The 18,711-nt window shown below is 68.2% G+C and carries 16 protein-coding genes, 1 tRNA gene and 1 pseudogene; 13 read left to right on the forward strand and 5 right to left on the reverse strand.

What is annotated here, in order from left to right; translation table 11 throughout:
• Positions 1 to 63: 63 nt before the first annotated feature.
• Complete coding sequence (locus EG799_RS05810) at positions 64 to 1,401, reverse strand: O-antigen ligase family protein (protein WP_123879376.1); 1,338 nt, start codon at positions 1,399 to 1,401, stop codon at positions 64 to 66.
• Positions 1,402 to 1,650: 249 nt separating this feature from the next.
• On the opposite strand from EG799_RS05810, the gene EG799_RS05815 reads away from it, so the two are divergent.
• The 13 genes from EG799_RS05815 (at position 1,651) to EG799_RS05875 (ending at position 15,556) form a co-directional block, all read left to right on the forward strand.
• Positions 1,651 to 2,667 (forward strand): sulfotransferase family protein, encoded by a 1,017-nt coding sequence (locus EG799_RS05815; RefSeq protein ID WP_123879378.1) that lies wholly within the window; start codon positions 1,651 to 1,653, stop codon positions 2,665 to 2,667.
• A 5-nt stretch (positions 2,668 to 2,672) separates the two neighbouring features.
• Entirely contained in the window at positions 2,673 to 4,079 is a 1,407-nt protein-coding gene (locus tag EG799_RS05820; protein ID WP_234029044.1) for a pectate lyase family protein, read from the forward strand.
• A complete protein-coding gene (locus EG799_RS05825; protein ID WP_123879379.1) occupies positions 4,079 to 5,287 on the forward strand; it encodes a glycosyltransferase family 4 protein in 1,209 nt (402 codons plus the stop codon). Before EG799_RS05820 ends, EG799_RS05825 begins: the two co-directional genes overlap by 1 nt.
• A 78-nt stretch (positions 5,288 to 5,365) precedes the next feature.
• A complete protein-coding gene (locus EG799_RS05830; RefSeq protein WP_123879381.1) occupies positions 5,366 to 6,148 on the forward strand; it encodes a Crp/Fnr family transcriptional regulator in 783 nt (260 codons plus the stop codon).
• 167 nt (positions 6,149 to 6,315) lie between these two features.
• Positions 6,316 to 7,494, forward strand: a complete 1,179-nt coding sequence (locus EG799_RS05835; RefSeq protein ID WP_123879383.1) for an inositol-3-phosphate synthase — start codon at positions 6,316 to 6,318, stop codon at positions 7,492 to 7,494.
• The gene (locus EG799_RS05840) at positions 7,473 to 8,387 is read left to right on the forward strand and encodes an HD domain-containing protein (protein WP_199798271.1); all 915 of its coding nucleotides are present in this window, start codon (positions 7,473 to 7,475) and stop codon (positions 8,385 to 8,387) included. The genes EG799_RS05835 and EG799_RS05840 overlap by 22 nt, the downstream gene beginning before the upstream one ends.
• The gene (locus EG799_RS05845) at positions 8,384 to 9,484 is read left to right on the forward strand and encodes a class I SAM-dependent methyltransferase (RefSeq protein ID WP_123879385.1); all 1,101 of its coding nucleotides are present in this window, start codon (positions 8,384 to 8,386) and stop codon (positions 9,482 to 9,484) included. The genes EG799_RS05840 and EG799_RS05845 overlap by 4 nt, the downstream gene beginning before the upstream one ends.
• A gap of 2 nt (positions 9,485 to 9,486) precedes the next feature.
• Positions 9,487 to 10,479, forward strand: a complete 993-nt coding sequence (locus tag EG799_RS05850) for a Gfo/Idh/MocA family protein (RefSeq protein ID WP_123879387.1) — start codon at positions 9,487 to 9,489, stop codon at positions 10,477 to 10,479.
• Positions 10,470 to 11,285: an MBL fold metallo-hydrolase gene (locus EG799_RS05855; RefSeq protein ID WP_123879389.1), complete on the forward strand. Its 816-nt coding sequence runs from the start codon at positions 10,470 to 10,472 to the stop codon at positions 11,283 to 11,285. Before EG799_RS05850 ends, EG799_RS05855 begins: the two co-directional genes overlap by 10 nt.
• Entirely contained in the window at positions 11,282 to 12,793 is a 1,512-nt protein-coding gene (locus EG799_RS05860; RefSeq protein WP_123879391.1) for a YcaO-like family protein, read from the forward strand. The genes EG799_RS05855 and EG799_RS05860 overlap by 4 nt, the downstream gene beginning before the upstream one ends.
• A complete protein-coding gene (locus tag EG799_RS05865; protein ID WP_123879393.1) occupies positions 12,790 to 13,623 on the forward strand; it encodes a sugar phosphate isomerase/epimerase family protein in 834 nt (277 codons plus the stop codon). The genes EG799_RS05860 and EG799_RS05865 overlap by 4 nt, the downstream gene beginning before the upstream one ends.
• The gene (locus EG799_RS05870) at positions 13,620 to 14,843 is read left to right on the forward strand and encodes a glycosyltransferase family 4 protein (protein WP_123879395.1); all 1,224 of its coding nucleotides are present in this window, start codon (positions 13,620 to 13,622) and stop codon (positions 14,841 to 14,843) included. The genes EG799_RS05865 and EG799_RS05870 overlap by 4 nt, the downstream gene beginning before the upstream one ends.
• Entirely contained in the window at positions 14,840 to 15,556 is a 717-nt protein-coding gene (locus EG799_RS05875) for a PIG-L deacetylase family protein (RefSeq protein WP_158611027.1), read from the forward strand. The genes EG799_RS05870 and EG799_RS05875 overlap by 4 nt, the downstream gene beginning before the upstream one ends.
• Here the strand turns inward: EG799_RS05875 and EG799_RS05880 are convergent.
• From EG799_RS05880 to EG799_RS05895, 4 genes and pseudogenes are all read right to left on the reverse strand, one after another.
• Positions 15,522 to 16,469, reverse strand: a complete 948-nt coding sequence (locus EG799_RS05880) for an alpha/beta hydrolase (protein ID WP_123879399.1) — start codon at positions 16,467 to 16,469, stop codon at positions 15,522 to 15,524. The two genes, EG799_RS05875 and EG799_RS05880, sit on opposite strands and share 35 nt — an antisense overlap.
• Positions 16,466 to 17,455, reverse strand: a pseudogene (locus tag EG799_RS05885) (glycoside hydrolase family 43 protein). Before EG799_RS05885 ends, EG799_RS05880 begins: the two are co-directional and overlap by 4 nt.
• A 150-nt stretch (positions 17,456 to 17,605) precedes the next feature.
• Positions 17,606 to 17,692, reverse strand: a tRNA-Leu gene (locus EG799_RS05890).
• A 110-nt stretch (positions 17,693 to 17,802) separates the two neighbouring features.
• Positions 17,803 to 18,657, reverse strand: coding sequence for a zinc-ribbon domain-containing protein (locus EG799_RS05895; RefSeq protein ID WP_123879401.1), 855 nt, complete (start codon positions 18,655 to 18,657; stop codon positions 17,803 to 17,805).
• Between the last annotated feature and the right edge of the window lie 54 nt (positions 18,658 to 18,711).

Raw genomic sequence — 18,711 nt, forward strand, 5'->3', positions numbered from 1 at the left:
GGCGCGCATGGTAGGAAGCGGACTATCCCGATGGGTAGGTGTACGGCCAATCGGGGGCGCTGGTCAGGCCGGAAGCGGCCGCGGCCCGATGCTTTCGAACTGCGAGGGCCAGACATTGGCGGCGCGCGCATGGATCAGACTCAGGACGAGCATCACCGGGGCGATCCATTGCCGCGAATACATATGCGGATAGGAAACGGTGTAGATCAGGAACACCACCACTACCGCCCCCGCGACCGCGCCTTCGGCCCGCATCGTCGGCCATGCGCCGAACGACATCGCGAGAAGCAGGACCAGCATCGCCGCGAGGCCCCCGATCGCCAGTGCTCCGCCCTCGTTCCAGATGAGGAGATAGAGGTTGTGCACGGGATTGTCGTGGGCGCTGATCACCCGGTATTCGTCCACCCCCATTCCGATGATCGCGTTGTGCTCTGCCAGGTGCCACGCCTCCTCGATCAGTTCGGCGCGGTTGACGAAGGTGCCCGCCTGGTCGATCTCGCCGGTCTCGATGGCGTTGCCGACCCGCTCCTGAAACGTCGCGGGCAATGGCGCGCCGCTGGCCACGAACAGGCCGATCGCCACCGTTGCGGCAACGCCCGCGATCGCCAGCCACCGCCAGTTGAACAGGGCCAGCGTGATGACGAGCGCAATGCAGGTGGAGGAGAAGCCGGTGAAGGATGCGCTCAGGATCAGGCCCCAGCCGAGCAGGAAGAACGCCGGCACGCCCAGCAGGGGGCGGATCAGGCGGCGGTGCATGCAGTAGATCAGCATGGGCATGGCGAACGCCACCGACGCGCCGTTGGGATTGGGCTCGCCCGCCATGGCGCCGATCCGGCCGTTGCCCGTGATGAAGCCGTTACCGAAGAAATCGGGGAGCGCGTCGAATGTCAGCAGCTGACTGGCGAGGATCCCGACGATCTGCGACAGCGTGACGCCCACAACGAAGAACAGCGGCAGCCGCCGCGCCTGCTCGCGCGGAACGCTCATGAACAGGAAGGCAAGGGCCAGGTAGGCGACCGCATACTGGCTGATGACGTTGACCGCGCGCAGCGGATCCCCGTTGATCAGCGTGCTCAGCATCAATCCACCCAAAAGGCACCCGACCGCGGCGATCCAGTAGACCGTGAGCGGGCCGAAGGGTGACTGCCGCAGCTTGCCCCGCAGCGTCACCAGCACGAGGCTCGACAAAAGGGCGAAATCGGTGAGCGTGAAGTTGATGTCGCCGAGACGCAGCAGGTTCCAGCAGGCGAAGAAGCAACCCACGCACAGCAGCCACCAAGCGAGCTTCATCACGGGATCGCGCGCCGGGGCCCGAGCCGCCGGATCGACCTGATCGACCGCATCGACCTGATCCATCCCTTCCGGGCCTGCGGGAACCGCGTCTGAATAGAACTCTCGCATCGCGCGATCCGTTGTGAACGCGCCGACCGGTGCGGGCAAAGGCGATTCGGATGCGACGTGGAATCTTCCCGACTACCTCTTTCGGGGTAGCGCAACCCTGCCATCGGTACGCCGGCGCGCGGTCGGTCGTGTGGGGGGCGGCGCCTATCCCTGCGAACCTATCCCAAATCGCCAACGGCATGCCGCTCGCGCTATTGGGGCTGCGGGCGCCGCGGGTTAGCGTGCGGCCCCGAGATACCGGGAGTCGACATGGCACGAACAGCTGCGCACGATACGCTGGCGCTGGAACCGGAGCGAGCCGGAGACGTGCCGGGCGCATCATCCGGCCGGGGGATGGCGCACGCAATCGCGGCTGCGCCGGTGACGGTCGTCTACATCGCCGGCTACGGGCGCAGCGGAACGACCCTGCTCGACATCTCGCTGGGAGCGGCCGAGGACGTGGCATCCTGCGGCGAACTCGCCACGCTGGCGCGCCATGTCTGGCATGAAGGCGAATTCTGCGCCTGCGGGGAGACCGTGCGCGATTGCGCCCAGTGGCGCGACATCGTCGCGGACTGGATGCCCGGCGATAGCGATTCCGGACTGGCCGAACTTGCACGGCTTCAACGGCCCCGCGAAGCGATGATCTCGCCCGCGCGGTGGAGCGACCGGCACGTGCCCGGCCGCTCGAGCGAACGGTTCGCCCGCGTGACTGGCGACCTCTACCGCCGCATCGCGGCGCGGACCGGCAAATCGATCGTGATCGATTCTTCCAAACTGCCGGGGCGCGGCCTGGCGCTGGCGGACATGCCCGGCATCGCGCTCTACGTCGTGCACATGACGCGCGACGCGCGCGGAGTGGTGTGGTCGCTGCGCAAGCCGCACAAGATCGACAAGGAAGCCGGTGTTCAGCGCGAATTGCGGCCCAAACCGCTGCTCTACGCCGCCGCGCGCTGGGCGCTGGTCAACCGCGCCGCCGAAGCTCTTGCGCAAAAGGTCGGCCCGGACCGTTCGATGCGCGTGCGCTACGAGGATTTCGTCGCCGATCCGCAAGGTACGGTGCGCGCGATCCTGACGATGGTACGCGGACGCCCGTCCCGCGACCCGGTCCTCGATGCGCAGGGCCGCGTCTTCCCGGGGCATCAGATGGCCGGCAGCCGTCATCGCATGGCTCCGTCCATCCGCTTCCGCGCCGACGAAAGCTGGAAGCGCGACATGCCGGCGCGCGAACGTCGGATCGTCACCGCCGCCACCCGCCCGATGCTGGCGGCCTACGGATACATCTGACATCCATGCCGAGATCCGTATCCTTCTGCGTGTTTGCCGTTGCCGCCGGCCTCGCCCTCGCGGCGACCAATGCCCCCGGCTCCTGTTCGGGTTCGGGCTCCAACTCCGCCTCGGCCCCGATCGAGCAGCCGGGGCCGAGCCAGCCGGTCGTGCAAACGAATTCCGCCGCCTTCCCCGGCGCGACGGGCTACGGTGCCGCCAGCCGCGGGGGGCGCGACGGACGGATCATGTGGGTCACCACCACCGCCGACAATACCAGCGGATCGTTGCGCGAATGCCTCGAAGCGCGGGGCGCGCGCGTCTGCATCTTCCGGACCGGCGGCATCTTCCGCTTTGTCGGCCGCCCTCCGGTGATCCACGATCCCTACCTCACCATCGCCGGCGAAAGCGCTCCCGCCCCCGGGGTGACGCTGGCGCATTCGGGCGGCAGCGAGGCCCGCACCCCGCTCGTCGTGAAGGGGACGCACGACGTCGTGGTGCGCCACATTCGCGTGCGCAACGACATCGAAGGCGAGCATCGCCAGTCGGAAGACTCGTTCACTATCGAAGACAGCGACAACGTCATCCTCGATCACGTCAGCGGCAGCTGGGCACGCGACGAACTGGTCAACGGATATGGCGACAACGACCGTATCACCATCAGCAATTCGATCTTCGCGGAAGGCATTCCCCGGCACGACAAGTGCGCCCTGCTGGCGAGCGACCCCACCGGAGCGCAGCGGCTGAGCTTCATCGGCAATCTGTGCGCGCATAACGGCGACCGCAATCCCGACGTCAACTTTCCGCCCATGTCCTGTGTCGAGATCATCAACAACACGTTCTACAACGCCCAGTCCGCCTTTGCGGAGATCTGGTCCAGCTTCGGTGGATCGCCGGTTTCGCTGGTCGGCAACAGCTTCATCGCCGGCCCGAATACCGGTCACAACGCCATCGGAATAATGCAGCACGAACTCAACGCGACGGGCGAGGCGCAAATCTACGAATGGGACAACGCCTTCGACGGAAGGTTCGTTCATATCGGTCCGGAAGTGGCGGCCGTGCGCGTGGCCGAACCGCCCTGCCCCCTCACCGTCAATCCGCTCTCCCCCGCCGACGCCTATCGACGGGTGCTGGCAAGTTCCGGCGCCCTGCCGCGCGATGCGGTGGACGAACGGATCGTGACCGAAGTCCGCAACCGTTCCGGCAGCATCGTACAGGCCCCGGGGTCGATCCCCGCGCGCTTCCTCGCCGGAAGCACCGAACCTGCCTATCCCGACATCGACCGTGACGGCATGGATGACGGGTGGGAGGAGGCGAACGGCATCGATCGCTACGAACCCGACGCGTGGGAGGACGCCGATCGCGACGGGATCGCCAATCTGGAGGAATTCCTGGCCTATCGCCACACGCAGCTGATGAATGCGGCACGCTGATGGCGAGCCGGGCGAGGCTTGCGGGCGAACGCCGCGCCCCTGCCAGCGATAGCGCCCGGCGGACCGGCGCCGCCGAGGGGGTGCCGGTGGTCTGCTACCCCTTCTCGGGAGCGGCGGTGGGTGGCAGCCACCTGTCGGTCAAGGGACTGATCGACAATCTCGGTGCCTCCAGCGTATCCCCGCTGATCGTCGTCGAAGCGGGCGACAACCCGATCGCGCGGCTGTTTCCCGGCCGGCGCGTCGTCGTCGACCCGGCCGCCGCCAGCGGGTTCGCGCCCGGACAGCGCGTGTCGCTGGCAGCCTATCTCGGCACGCTTCGCCATGCCCTGCGCCGCGCCCGGTTCCTCCGGCGGCACGGCGTCGCCATCGTGCATTGCAACGACGGTCGATCCTGCGCCGACTGGGGGCTGGCGGCCAAGCTGGCGGGGGCCAAGCTGCTGTGGCACCATCGCAGCGATCCGGGTTCTGTCGGGCTGCGCTTTGTCGCCCCCCTGCTGGCGGACCGCGTGGCGACCGTTTCGCGCTTCGCCCTGCCGCCGCCGGGCCGGTGGTCGGCGGCCGCGCGGGCACAGGTCGTTCACAGCCCCTTCGATACCTCCATCGCCGTCGATCGCTCGACCATGCGAGCGCGCCTTGCCGAAGAGATCGGTCTTGACGCAGGCGGCGCGATCCTCGGCTTCTTCGGTGCCTTCGTGGAGCGCAAGCGGCCCGAGATGTTCGTGCGCGCCCTCGCCGATCTGCGGGAACGAACCGGGCGCGATGTGCGCGGCGTCATGTTCGGAGAGGCGCGTTCTCCCCACATGGCCGAAAGGCTCGCGGCGACGATTGCCGAAACCGGGATGGGGCAGGCGGTGCATCGTCCCGGCTATCGTGACGAGGGATGGCGCTGGATCGCCGCCTGCGACGTGCTGCTGGTGCCCGCGGTAGGCGAACCCTTCGGGCGAACGCTGGTCGAGGCCATGCTCGTGCAGACGCCCGTCGTCGCTGCCCGGTCGGGCGGCAATGTCGAGGCGCTCGAGCCGGATCTCGGGCTGCTGGTCGCGCCCGACGATCCGGCGGCCCTCGCGGGAGCCTGCGCGCATATACTGGATCGGCCCGGTGTCGCGCTGGAGATGGCTCGCCGGGCGAGGGCGTCCGCGCTCGAGCGGTTCGGCATCGACCGGCACCGGGAAGCGATCCTGACGATCTACCGCCAGCTTCTGGATTGACAGCACGCCCCGGGGCCGTCGCCCGCAACGCGATAGGACTTGTGCCGCGAGGCCTTCCATCGTCTAGAACATGCCATCATGACGGACCGGACCTTCGCATCGCCAGACCTTGCCGGTGACAACCGGCGCAGCGCGCTCGAACGCAAGCTCGGCCATTACATGACGCTGACCTATTCGGAGCGAGACGCTCTGCGCTGGCTCGAGCGGCGCGAACGCCGTTACGCGGCGGGCAGCGTGGTTCTGCACGAGAACGAGGAAACGGATGCGCTCCATGTCGTCGCGTCGGGCTGGCTTCACGGCTCGACCCGCCTGCCTGACGAGGCGCGGCAGATCCTGCGCTTCTATTTCGTCGGCGACCTGACGACGACCTTCTCGATCGCCTGGGGGGTCAGCGCGGCCACGCTGACGGCGGTGAGCGATTGCACGCTCTACGAATTCCCGCGCGATGCGCTGTGGCGTATCTTTTCCGAACATCCCCGGCTCGCGGGCCTGTTCTACGGCGTGGCGGCGTCGGAACAGGTAGCGATGGCCGACAGGCTCACCTCCGTTGGCCGGACCGACGCCATTACGCGGATCGGCAAGCTGCTGCTCGACATCCGTTCGCAATTGCGGGTTGTCGACGGGGAGAGCGGATCGACCTTCGAACTGCCGCTCACGCTGCAGGATTTGGGCGATGCCGTCGGCCTGACCAAGACGCATGTCAGCCGAACGCTGAAGAAGCTGGAGGATCAGCGGCTTCTCGAGCGGGACGGGCGGATCATCCGTATCGTCGACGTGGCGGAACTGGCCAGCCGTGTCGGGTTCGAGGATCGCTACGGCCATATCGCCACCGACTGGCTGCCGGACGCCGCCCCGCGATAGGCGCCTTACGGTGACATAGGTCATCGCACCGGACCGTGCCGGACACATAGGTCACCCCCGCCACCGGTTTTCTTCGGTTTTCGCCTCGCCGGGTGCAGCCCTCACGCGCCCGGCGCGTATCCCAGCCAGCGGTGCCAGACGGTGCCGCAATGCGAGGGAGAGGCACAATGGCGGAGAAGGTTGGCGTGGCGATCGTGGGTCTGGGCGGCGCTGTCGCGACCACCGCGGTCGCGGGCATCGAGATGATCAAGGCCGGATCGAACGGTCTTTCGGGTCTGCCCCTGGCGGACCGCGACATCGCCGACATGGCGGCCTATCGCGATCTCGAATTCGGCGGATGGGATCTGGCCGATGCCGATCTCGGCACCTGCGCGACACGGCACGGCGTGCTTACCGAAGCCGATCTTCAGAATGGCGCGTCTGCCCTGCGCGACATGCGGGCATGGCCAGCCGTTGGCAGCAAGGCGCACTGCGCCAATATCGACGGCAACAACCGGATGGCGGACGGGCACCGCGCCGCGATCGGCCAGATCCAGTCCGATCTCGACCGGTTCCGGGAAGATCGCGGGCTGGACCGGATGGTGGTCGTCAACCTCGCCTCGACCGAGAAAACCCCCGACGCGAACGAATCCAGCCTGGCTTCGCTCGATGCGTTCGAGGAAGGTCTGGACGGCGACGATACGGCGATCAGCCCGGCCATGCTCTATGCCTACGCCGCGATCGACGCCGGCGTGCCCTACGCCAATTTCACGCCGTCCGTTGCTGCCGACCTGGCCCCGCTGGCGGAGATGGCGCGGACGCGCGGCGTGCCGGTGGCAGGCAAGGACGGCAAGACCGGCCAGACCTTCCTCAAGACGGTGATCGCACCCGCGCTCAGGGAACGCTCGCTGCATGTCGACGGATGGTTCTCGACCAACATCCTGGGCAATTCGGACGGGCTGGCGCTGGACGATCCCAAGTCGCTCGCGTCGAAGCTCGGCACCAAGGGCAGCGTGCTGGACGATATCCTCGGCTACAAGGTCGAGGATCACATCATCATGATCCACTATTACCGCCCGCGCGGGGACGACAAGGAGGCGTGGGACAATATCGACATGACCGGGTTCCTCGGTCAGAAGATGCAGCTCAAGCTGAACTTCCTGTGCAAGGATTCCATCCTCGCCGCTCCGCTGGCGATAGAGATCGCGCGGTGTCTCGATCTCGCCGCGCAGCGCGGTGACGGCGGCGTGCGAGAGGAACTGAGCCTGTTCTTCAAGCTGCCGCAGACGGCCGACGGCGGAGCCCCCGTTCACGGCTTCGCGCAGCAACAGGCGATGCTCGACGAATGGCTCGGCGAACCGGCCTGATGACGCTGTCGCCAGCCCTGCTGCCGCTGCTGCGCGAACTCGGCGATCTGAAGCGGATACGGTCCGCGGGGCGAGACGGAACGGTCGCGACACGCCTGTTCGAAATGGCGTGGAGCGCGTGGCTGGCCGGGGAAGACCGCGACACGGTGGCGATGCGAGCGATGGCGCAGGCGCTGGCGGCTTGCCGTCTGGGCGATCTCGACCACGCCAAGCTTGGCGAACTGGGCATGTCCGGGGATGATCGCCGCACGGCCCTCGAACGCGCCGTGGACGAGATTGCCGCACCCTTGCCCGACGATCATGCCGCCGCGCTCAAGACGTATCTCGATGCGCCGCTGTCGCCCCCCGGGCCGCTCCCCGATGCCATCGCCGCGCTGCGTCACCAGCCGCGCGCGGGGGTGACGGGGCCGGGCCGACCGCGCATCATGCTGCAACCCGAGGAAAACCACGCGGAGCACAGCTTCCTCGTCGCGCTCTATGCCAGTCTGCTGGCGCCGTTTTACGGTGCGCCCCCCGCCCGATCCTTCTGGCACGGCATGGTCCACCACCTCCATTCCGCCGCCATGCCGGACGCGGGCTATACCGGGGAAGTGCTGCTGGGCGACCGTCTCGGCAGCGTGATCGACCGTGCGCGCGAGCTGGCGCTGGCACAGCTTCCCGACAAGCCGGCGGCCGTGTCGCGCGAGCATCTGCTGGAGATTGCCGACGACACCACCCCCGCCGCCCGCGCCTTTCATGCCGGCGATGTCATCGACCGGGTCGTGGAGATCGAGCAGCATCTGAAGCGCGGTGCCGTCACGATGGACGTGGTGCTCGGTGATTACGGCCTCGTGCACGATGGCCCGGTAAAGCCATTCCACGACCGGGTGCTGGCCGAGACAGGGCTGCCGTGATCTGGCATTCGCCCGTTACCGGCCGCCCGCTCGCCGCCGACACGCCCCATTCGTTGAGCGATGGGCGAGGCGAGCGCTGGCCGCTGGTGGAGGGCATCCCCTATCTGCGCTCCGGGAGCGAGGCGCTGGTCGAACTGGCGCTCGGCCTGCTCGATTCGGGCGATATGGACGCCGCCCTCGTCGCCTTGCTGAGCGACCAGGATGAATGGTGGAGCGGGACCGGCACCGATCCGGGGGAGCTGCGCGAACTGGTCGCGCGCCGCGACGAACTGACCTTGCGCGAAGCGATGCGCCTGCTGCGCTTCGGGCCCGTCGCCGACTATTTCGCGCATCGCTGGTCCGATCCGACCTTTCTCGCCGGTCTCGCCCTGCTCGAGGCGCATCGCGGCGGGGCGCGAACCGCCTTCGAACTGGCCGGTGGGATCGGCCACTACTCTCGCGATCTGGCGCGGCACGCCGTTCGCTGCGTCAGCGGCGACGTGGTTTTCGCGAAGTGCTGGCTGGCGAAGAACTGGATCGCGCCCGAAGCGCAATACGTCGTGTTCGACGCGCAGGATCGCTGGCCGATCGGCGATGCGCGCTTCGATCTCGTGCATTGCCAGGATGCGTTCTACTTCCTTCCCGAACAAGGCCGCGTGGCGCAGCGCATGCGCGAGGCTCTTGCCGATGGCGGCACCCTCCTCGTCGGGCATCTGCACAATGCCGATTATGCCGCCGGGGCGATGGGACCGGCACGAACGGCAGGGGAATGGCGCGCCATCTTCCCCGAAGCCCTCGTTTACGACGAGCGCGAGTTGCGGGCCGCCCTGCTCGCCGCCCGGGCGCCGGACCCCGTAGCCTTGCGCGAGGACGAGAGCGTGGAAGCGTGGTCGCTGGCCGAGCGGGCAACCGCCCCTGGCGCCGTCGAAGCGGGCCTCGCCCTGCCCCCGCCATCCGCCCGCCTGCGGCCCAATCCGCTGATCGGGAGCGACGGGCCGCAATGGCCTTCGCAGCGATACGCAAGCGAATACGGCCCCGCAGCGACCTGGACCGATCCCGCCGCGACGAGCGATCCCGAACGCGATCGCCGGCTGGTCGACCTGCCGGAAAGGTGGTGACGATGCGGTGGGGAATCGCCGGTTACGGATGGGTGGCGCGCGACTACATGGCGCCGGCCATTGCCGCCGCCGGCGGGACCGTCGCGGCGGTCTGCGATCCCTCCCGCGAAGCGCGTGCCCTGGCGGAGGAACGCGGCGCGCAAGGGTTCGCACGGCTCGAGGACATGCTGGATGGCTGTGCGCTCGACGCGCTTTACGTCGCGACGCCCAACCACCTGCATGCCGGGACGATAGAGACGGCGGCGGCGGCGGGCCTGCCCATCTTGTGCGAGAAGCCGCTGGCCGAGGACATCGCCGGCGTGGAGCGTATCGCGGCGGTCGCCGATTCCGGTAGCACGGCGATCGCCACCGCTTTCGACCAGCGCCATCATCCCGCGCACGAGGCTGTTCGCCAACGTATCCGCGCCGGCGATCTCGGAACCGTCACCGCGATCCGCATCGTCTATTGCTGCTGGGTCGATCCCGAATGGTCGCGGGGCACGGGCGAAAACTGGCGCGCGCAGCCCCGGTGCGCGGGCGGCGGAGCGGTGCTCGATCTCGCGCCGCACGGGCTGGACCTCGCGGAATACCTGCTCGGGGAACCGGTGGGCGATCTTTCCGTGACCCTCCAGCGCCGGATCCACGATTACCCGGTCGAGGACGGGGGCATGGTGATCGGGCGCACCGCATCGCACGTGCTGTTTTCCAGCCACGTCTCCTACAACTGGCCCGAGGAACTGCCGCGCCGCCGGCTGGAGATCGCCGGGACCGGAGGGCTGATCGTCGCTACCGACACGATGGGCCAGGACGCGGGCGGGCACGTGTCGCTGATAGACGCGGCGGGCGGGGGCCGGCAGGTGATCGCCTTCGACAGCGCGACCACCCCCTTCGTGCGGCAGGCGCTGGCTTTCGCACATTGGTGCGAACGGCCGTCAGGCACATTCTCGATCGCGCGCGACATCGCCGCCGCGCGCCGCTTTTTCGCGGCCTACCGAAAGGCGCAACCATGCCCCTGAACCATTTCGCCTGCGCCAATTGCGGCTTCTGGCAATTGCATTTCGATCCGCCGGAGTGCCCCGTCTGCACCGACGTTCGCAACGATCTGCCGGAGGATGGCTGGCGTTTCCTGCCCGAACGCGAAGTCGCCGCCAGTCACGACGGGTCGGCACGGGAGGTAGCGGAAGGGTTGTGGGCCTTCACCACGACGCCCGCCCTCGGGCTGGGCGGAACCGGCTGGCTGCTGGTGCGCGAAGGCGGCAACGTCGCCTTCGAGGCCGCCCCCTATTACTCGCCGCCCATGCTGGACACGCTCGCGCGGCTCGGCGGCATTGCCGCACTGGCGGCCAGTCATCCCCACGGCTACGGCGCGTTGTTCCAGTTGCAGCGCGAATTCGATCCCCCTGTCGTCGCGATCCACAAGGACGATCTGGCCTACACCAAGGCGTTTCGCGTGACCGCTCCCTACGATGAGACCCTGGAGCTGGCGTCCGGCTGCACGCTCTACCGGGTCGGCGGGCATTACGCGGGACAGGCGGCGCTGCACGATGCCGGCGGCGGGCGCCTGTTCTGCGGCGACATGTTCAAGGTCGATCAGGACGAGGCGGGGCGGTCCACCCATGTCTCCAGCCACAAGGCGTTTCACAGAAACATTCCGCTGACCCACGGCGAGTTGCGGCACTATCGCGATGTCATCGCGCCACTCTCGTTCGAGGCGCTGCTCACCCCCTTCGAATACGCGCCCGAGATCGGACGCGAAACCGCGCTCGCGGTGCTGGACGAGGCGCTGGCCCGTCCGCCCCAGGTCAGGAGATACGCCCTGTGAGAACCGGCAGCGCCCATAAGGACCTTCCCGCCGGCCTGCCCGACGCGGCGCGACTCTATCTCGATGCCTTCCCGGCGGGCGAGATCGTCGCCTTCCCCATCGACCCCGTCGACCGGCTGGGCATCCCTGTATGGATCGTCGCGCTGTTTCCCGACGACCAGACACCGCTCGGCGGCGTCATGCCCTACGGCGTGGGCTACGGCGCCGACGAAGGGCAGGCGATCCTGGGCGCGATGGGCGAGATTGCGGAAATGGCCTTCCCGGCCCTTTCGCTGTCACGGCGCAGCAAGGTGCGCGCCAGCTATGCCGACCTGATCGCCAGCGAAGGCGAGCACGCGGCAGCAGACCCGTTGACGCTGTGCCTGCCGGCCGGTTCTCCGGTCGCGCGCGACACGGTGCTGGAATGGGTCGAGGCGGTGCGCCACGCGGACGGTTCCCGCGTGCTCGTGCCGATAGACCTCGCCGCCTACAATTCCGCCGAGCTGTCGCCCGGATACGCGCCTTTCACGACGATCATCTCGAACGGCATGGGCGCGGGACCGGATATCGACTGGGCGGTCGGCCACGGACTTTGCGAGATCCTGCAACGAGACGGCAACGGCCTGCTGTTCCGCGCGCTCGACCGGGGCGTGGCGCTGGGCCTGCCACACGATCCGCCGGCCGGCATCGCGGCCCTGCTGGCGCGCTACGAACAGGCCGGCATCCGCCCGATACCCAAATTCGCGACCGACGAGTTCGGCATCGCCAACATCTATTGCGTGGGCGAGGATACGCACGTCGATCCCGCCGAACCGATCATGGTGTCGAGCTGCGGCGAAGCGGCGCATCCCGATGCCCTCGCCGCGCTGGAGAAGGCGCTGACCGAATATGCCGCCAGCCGATCGCGCAAGGCCTACGCGCATGGCGACGAGGCGCGGACCCGCGCTCTCAGTCCGTCGGGCTATGTCGAGCGTTTCCTCGCGCAGAGCGGCGGCGCGGCGAAAAGCAGTGACCGGCGCGCGCTCGATGCCATGATCGACTGGCAAGCGCGCGCAGCCGGCGAGATCCGCGAGTGGCTCGCGCCGAACATGCTCGCCGAGACGACCCGCAAGCCGTTCGCCGACCTGCCGCACACGCCCTGCCCCGGCCCGCGCGACAGGGGCCGCATTGCGCTCGAACGCGTGATCGCGGCGGGGTTCGACCCCCTCTATGTCGACATGGCGCCCGAAGGTTGCCCGGTCAGCACGGTCAAGCTGATCGTGCCGGGCATGGAGGTCGAGACGATGAGCTATTACCGCATAGGCGAGCGCGGCGTGGCCAAGCTGATGGCGATGGACAGCGAGCTTGTCGGCTTCGTCCCCGGCCCGGGAAAGGAACCGGTGCGCCTCACGCCCGAGGCGGTCGAACGGCTGGGCGGGCAACCCTATTTCGATACCGCGCTGGCGGAACGGATCGTCGGCCCGCTCTACCCGCTCTATCGCGAACCGGAGGCGCACCACGCCGCCGCCGCGCGAAACGCAGCGACATGACACTGCGCTACGCCTACAACACCAATGGTGCGGCCAATCACCGGCTGGACGACGCGCTGCGCCTGATCGCCGACAGCGGCTATGCCGGGGCCGCGATCACGCTCGACCATCATCACTGCGACCCGCTGGCCCCCGGCTGGCGTGCCGAAGCGGAGCGCGTTGCCCGCCTGCTAAGCGAACTCGGGCTCGGTGCCGTCGTCGAGACAGGAGCCCGCTTCCTGCTCGATCCGCGGTCCAAGCACGAACCGACGCTGATCTCGCCCGAACCCGAAGGGCGCGAGAGGCGCATCGGTTTTCTGACCCGCGCGCTCGACATCGCGGCGATCTGGCGGGCCGATGCGGTCAGCTTCTGGGCCGGCGTTCCTCGTCCCGGAACCGGGCGGGAGGATGCGATGGAATGGCTGCACGAGGGCCTGGCGCGCGTGCTCGACCACGCCGAGGCGATCGGGGTCGATGCCGCGTTCGAACCGGAACCGGGAATGCTGATCGAAACGTGCGGAGAATGGGCAGACCTGCGCGCCCGCCACCCGCGCCTCAAGCTGGCGCTCGACACCGGACATTGCCTCGTGAGCGGCGACATCGACCCCGCCGACGCCGTACGCCGGCACGCCGACCATCTCGGCACCGTTGCCATCGAGGACATGGCGACGGGCGTTCACGTCCATCTGCCTTTCGGGGAGGGCGACATGGACATCCCCGCCGTGCTCGCGGCGCTGTCGGACATCGGTTTCGAGCGCCTCGTTTCGGTAGAACTTTCGCGCGAAAGCCCGCGCGCGCACGAGGCTATTCCCGAAAGCATCGCCTATCTGAAGGACCACGAGCCGGCATGAGAACCTGCTTTGTCAGCCGCCGCTTCTTTCCCGCCATCAGCGGCATGTCCATCTACGCCATCAACCTGCTGCGCCAGCTGGTCGCACGCGGTCACGACGTCACCATGATAAGCCAGTATCGCGGAGACGACTTCGGCAAGGGCGTGTACGGGGGCGGCCCGCCGCCCGGTGTCGCGGGCGTGAAGGTCATCGGACTCGAGCAGCTTGGAGAGCAGCTGGCGAACGATACCGCCGCCGACTTCGAACGCGACATCGACACCATCGTGGCGACGATAGAACGCGAGCACGCCGCCGCCCCCTTCGATCTGCTTCACGCCCAATACGGCTACCCGACCGGCTGGGCGGCGCTGCTTGCCGGACAGCGGCTCGGCCTGCCGGTCGTGGTGTCGATCCAGGGCGGCGACGGCCACTGGGTCGGTTCGTGTTGCGAGACGCACCGGGCGGCGATGGTCCGCGTTCTGGATCATGCGGATGCCGTGCTGATCGGCGGAGAGAGCTTCGCCCGCGAAGTGCATGACCGGCTCGGCACGCCAATGGATCGCTTCACCCTCATTCCCGGCGCGGTCGATACGAAGCGCTTTACGCCCGGCACGCTGGGCGACGGGAACACCGTTCGCATCCTCTACCACGGCCGCGTCGACCGCCGGAAGGGCGTCCTCGACTTCATCGCCGCCTGCGACCGTCTGACGGGGGATTGGCGCGCGACCATTTCGGGGATCGGACCCGATCTCGACGCGGCGAAGGCGCTGACCGCGAAAAGAGATCTGGGCGAGCGTATCGTCTTCACCGGTTATGCCGATTACGCCGACGTGCCGCAGATCTACCGCGAGCACCACATCTTCGCTTCGCCCACCTATGCGGAAGGGTTTTCCAACACCATCCTCGAAGCGATGGCGAGCGGACTGGCGATCGTCTCGTGCCACGCGGTCGGCGTTTCCGATTGCCTGCGCGACGCGGAAAACGGCTTGCTGATCGAACCGGGCGACGTGGAAGCGCAGGCGGCCTGCCTGCAACGCCTGATCGACGACGAGGGCGAGCGCCACCGGCTTGCCGACGCCGCGCTTACCGAATGCCGCGCGGTCTACAGCTGGGACGTGGTCGGCGGCATGATTGCCGGGATCTACGGGCAGCTTCGCGGCAGCGGCGGGCCGACATCGTTCGATCCCGTGCTGCCGGCAGACCCGGACTGCCGTTTCCGCGCGGAGCCGCATCTGCTGTGAGCCGGGTGCTGGCGATCTCCCCGCATCTCGACGACGCGGTCTTTTCCGCCGGCGGCACCCTGGCGGCCCATGCGGATGCGGGCGACGTCGTCACTGTCGTCACCTGCTTCACCGGCAGCGTCGCAAATCCCGCGGGCTTCGCGCTCGCCTGCCAGCTCGACAAGGGACTGGACAAGGATGCTGACTACATGGCGCTGCGCCGGGCGGAGGATGTGGTGGCATGTGCGGCGATCGGCGCCCGCTGCGTCCATCTGCCGCTGCTCGAGGCGCCGCATCGCGGTTACGAGAACGCCGCCGCGCTGTTCGGTGCGCTAAAGGCCAGCGACGATGCGATCGAAACCGTCGCCGAGGCGCTCCGCCCGGTCATCGCGCGTCGCAGGCCGGATATCATCTACGGTCCCTGCGGTGTCGGCGGTCACGTGGATCACCTGGCGGTGCGCGAAGCCCTGGCACGAATTGCCCCCGGCGCGGTGCTGTGGGAGGACTTTCCCTATGCGATGCGAGAGGCGGCAGCACCGCGAGGGATCGAGCGTGCCTGTCTTTCGGACGAGATCCTGGAACGCAAGACTGCGGCCGTCCTCGCCTACCGCAGCCAGATCGGCTTCCAGTTCGGCTCGTCGGAAGACGCGCGCCGGACGCTCGCCCGGTGGCGTTACGAAGGATTTGCCAAGCCGGCGGTCACGGCATCTTTCCCATCCAGCCATGCATGGTGAGCCGGCTGGCAAAGGCGTCGAACCACCCGGTGCTCGTGGTGTCCTTGGGATACATGCCGAAGCCGTGCCCGCCCTGTTCGTACAGATGGAATTCCACCGGCCTTCCCGCCGTGCGCCACGCCTCGATCAGTCCGAAGCCGCTATCGGCGAACAATCCGTCATCCGCCGCCAGGGCGACGAAAAGCGGGGGCGCGTCGTCCGGCACCGGAACGGACGCGAGCGGCCCGTAGATCGTGGCGATGAAGGCGGGGTCGGCCGCGTCCCCCCGCAACTCCGTCGCCAGGGTCAGCATGGCGCCAGCTGAAAATCCGATCATGCCGATCCGGTCCGGATCGACGTGCCATTGCGCCGCGCGGTGGCGCACCAGGTCGAAAGCCGCTTCGGCATCGGCGATCTGCGGAGCCAGCGCGCGGACTTCCTCGGCGGAGCCGCGTGGCGGCCGTTGGCCCCCTTCCGTGAACATCCGCTCCATGGATTCGGCGAACTCGTCGAGCGCGGCTGGCGTCTGGTTCAGACGATATTTCAGGACGAAGGCGGCGACGCCCCGGTCGGCAAGCGCCTGCGCGACGTCCCAACCCTCGTTTTCCATGGACAAGGTGCGAAAACCCCCGCCGGGAGCGACGATGACGGCGGTTCCATTCGCCCGTGCCGGATCGGGAAGGAACGGGGTCAGCGTCGCCTGCGTAACGTTACGCGCAAACATGCTGCCATACTGGCTGTGCCAGCTTTCCTCCGTCGTGGCGCCCGGCAGGCGCCCCGTATCGAGGTCGACCGCGGCGGGCTGCGTTGGTGCATCGATCTCTACCATGCGATCATCCTGCGCCAGCGCCGGCGTCGCCAGCGCCACGAAGGCGAACGTCACCGCTGCCAGGACAGAGTTTGCCGAGGTTCTGCTACTGGTCGGAAAGATCATTTTCGGTCGTCATCCTCATGCGTCTGGACGACGGGCTTCATGGTTCCGTGGGGATTGTAGGTCAGGGGCCAGACGGTGACCGCCCGGCGGCCGAGGGCGCCCTCCTCCCCGGCGATGGCCATGTCAGCATCGTGGGCGAACAGATACCAGCGCCCCCGGAACTCGGCGATGCCCGGATGAATGGTAAAGCTGTTGCGCCCGGCGTCCGCCAGCAGGCCGCGAGGCGTCCAGGGCCCCTCGATCGACGGCGCGGTGGCGTAGGAAATATGCTCGTTGGTCTGCGTTGCGCGGTCCAGCGAGGCATAGGTGAGGTAATAGAGGTCGCCGCGCTTGTGGAGCCACGGACCCTCTTCGAAGAACGGCGGGGTTATCTCCCTGATCGGACCGTCGATGTCGATCATGTTCGGCTTGAGCCGAGCGATGTAGCACTGCCGGTTCCCCCAGGCGATCTAGCTCGTACCGTCGTCGTCGGTAAAGACCGTGGGATCGATGTCCTCCCAGCTGTGCGTACCCCTGGGCGTCATGTCGTTGGTGACGAGCGCCGACCCCTTGGCATCGACGAACGGGCCGGTGGGGCTGTTCGATACCGCGACGCCGATGGCCTTGCCCGGATTGCTGTCGTCGTGCTCCACGGCGGCGTAGAACCAGTAGCGACCGTCCTTGCGGACCACTTGCGAAGCCCAGGCATCCTGTTTCGCCCAGCCGAAATCCGCCACATTCATGATCGGGCCGCGATAGGTCCAGTCCTGCATGTTCGTGGTCGAATAGGCGAGCCACTCGCGCATATCGAACATCTCGCCCGGTCCGGCCTGGTCATGGCCGACATAAAGGTAAAGCGTGTCGCCCACGACCAGGGGCGCGGGGTCTGCCGTGAACCGGTCGCGGATGATATGACCGGACGGCGTATCGGTCACCGGCGTCGTGGCGCACCCCGCGAGCGACAGGGCCAGCGCAGCCGCGCGAACCGTTCGTGTGCCCTCCATCATCGCGAGCCGCTCTCCTGACGCTACCGACGGACTGTGCGCCGCCCGCAGGTCATGGTAGCGCTAACAGCAGGCTCCGCAAGGCCGGAATTCGAACACCCGTGTGCCGTTTGCCGCGCCCCGGCGGCATACGCGATGACTGCAGGATGGGTATGGTGCGGTCGAGAAGACTCGAACTTCCACGGCCTTTCGGCCACAACGACCTCAACGTTGCGCGTCTACCAGTTCCGCCACGACCGCACATCATGCTGGAAGGGCCGCCGTGGCCGCCCGTCCCGGTAGGAGCGCGCCCCTAGCAGCACCGATGCAGCGCTGCAAGGTGAAGATGCGACCACTCTCGCGACGAACGATCAGTCGGGCTTCCAGCCGATCTCCGCGAAGCGGGCGGAGCGGGGGATGTCCGTCACCGCCTCGTTCACCGGGACGGTCTCGCCCGGGGCCAGGCTGCGCTGCGGGGGCGGAACTTCCCAGCTGTAGACGATCCGGTCGCGCGCGTCGCGCAGCACGATCAGGATCGTGGGCACGGCGCGACTGGTGGTTCCGATATTGGTGATCGTGCCGCTCGCGCCGAAGAATTCGGTGCCGTTGGGCAGTTGCCGCCGCTCCTGCTGCGCCGGGGGGAAATCGAGTTGCAGGTCGGGCTGGTTGGCGGCGAAGGTCGGGCGTTCCACCGGCACCCAGTCGGGCAGACCCCAGAACGAGACGGCCAGGATCGTCCCGGCCGCGATGAGCGCGAAGATCGCCGCCGCCCACGTCCACATCTTCAGCGGATTGCGCCGGGGGCGAAAGGGCGGTTCGCGCTCGAACCGGGAGGGCTGCGCACCCTCTTCGTGGCTGCGCGGCGCGGCGTTTGCGGGCGCCGGGCGCGACGCGGGTGCGGCGATTGGGCCATCGTCGAACGGCGGTTCGTCCGGGTCTTCGGCAGCCGTTGCGGCCCCTGCCGGCGCGGGCGGGATGATCGGCGCGCGCTCGTAATCCTCGTCCGGCTCACGCTGCGGCGGGGGAGCGGACCGGGCCGGCGGCGGAGCAGCGGGCGGCGCGGGATCGGGGGCGGCTGGCGGTTCCCCGGGCGGCGCGGCGATACCGGGCCCTTCCTGGAACCAGCTGTGGCGGCACTTGGCGCAGCGCACGGTCCGCCCTTCGACCCCCAGGGCGGTATCGGGCACGACATAGCGGGTCGCACAGGCGGGGCACTGAATGATCATGGCCGTTCCGCCTTGCTACGCCCGGGGGCACCGCGCAACAAGCGCATCGCCGGG

It is taken from the genome of Aurantiacibacter spongiae, from assembly GCF_003815535.1.
GTDB classification, from domain to species: Bacteria; Pseudomonadota; Alphaproteobacteria; order Sphingomonadales; family Sphingomonadaceae; genus Alteraurantiacibacter; species Alteraurantiacibacter spongiae.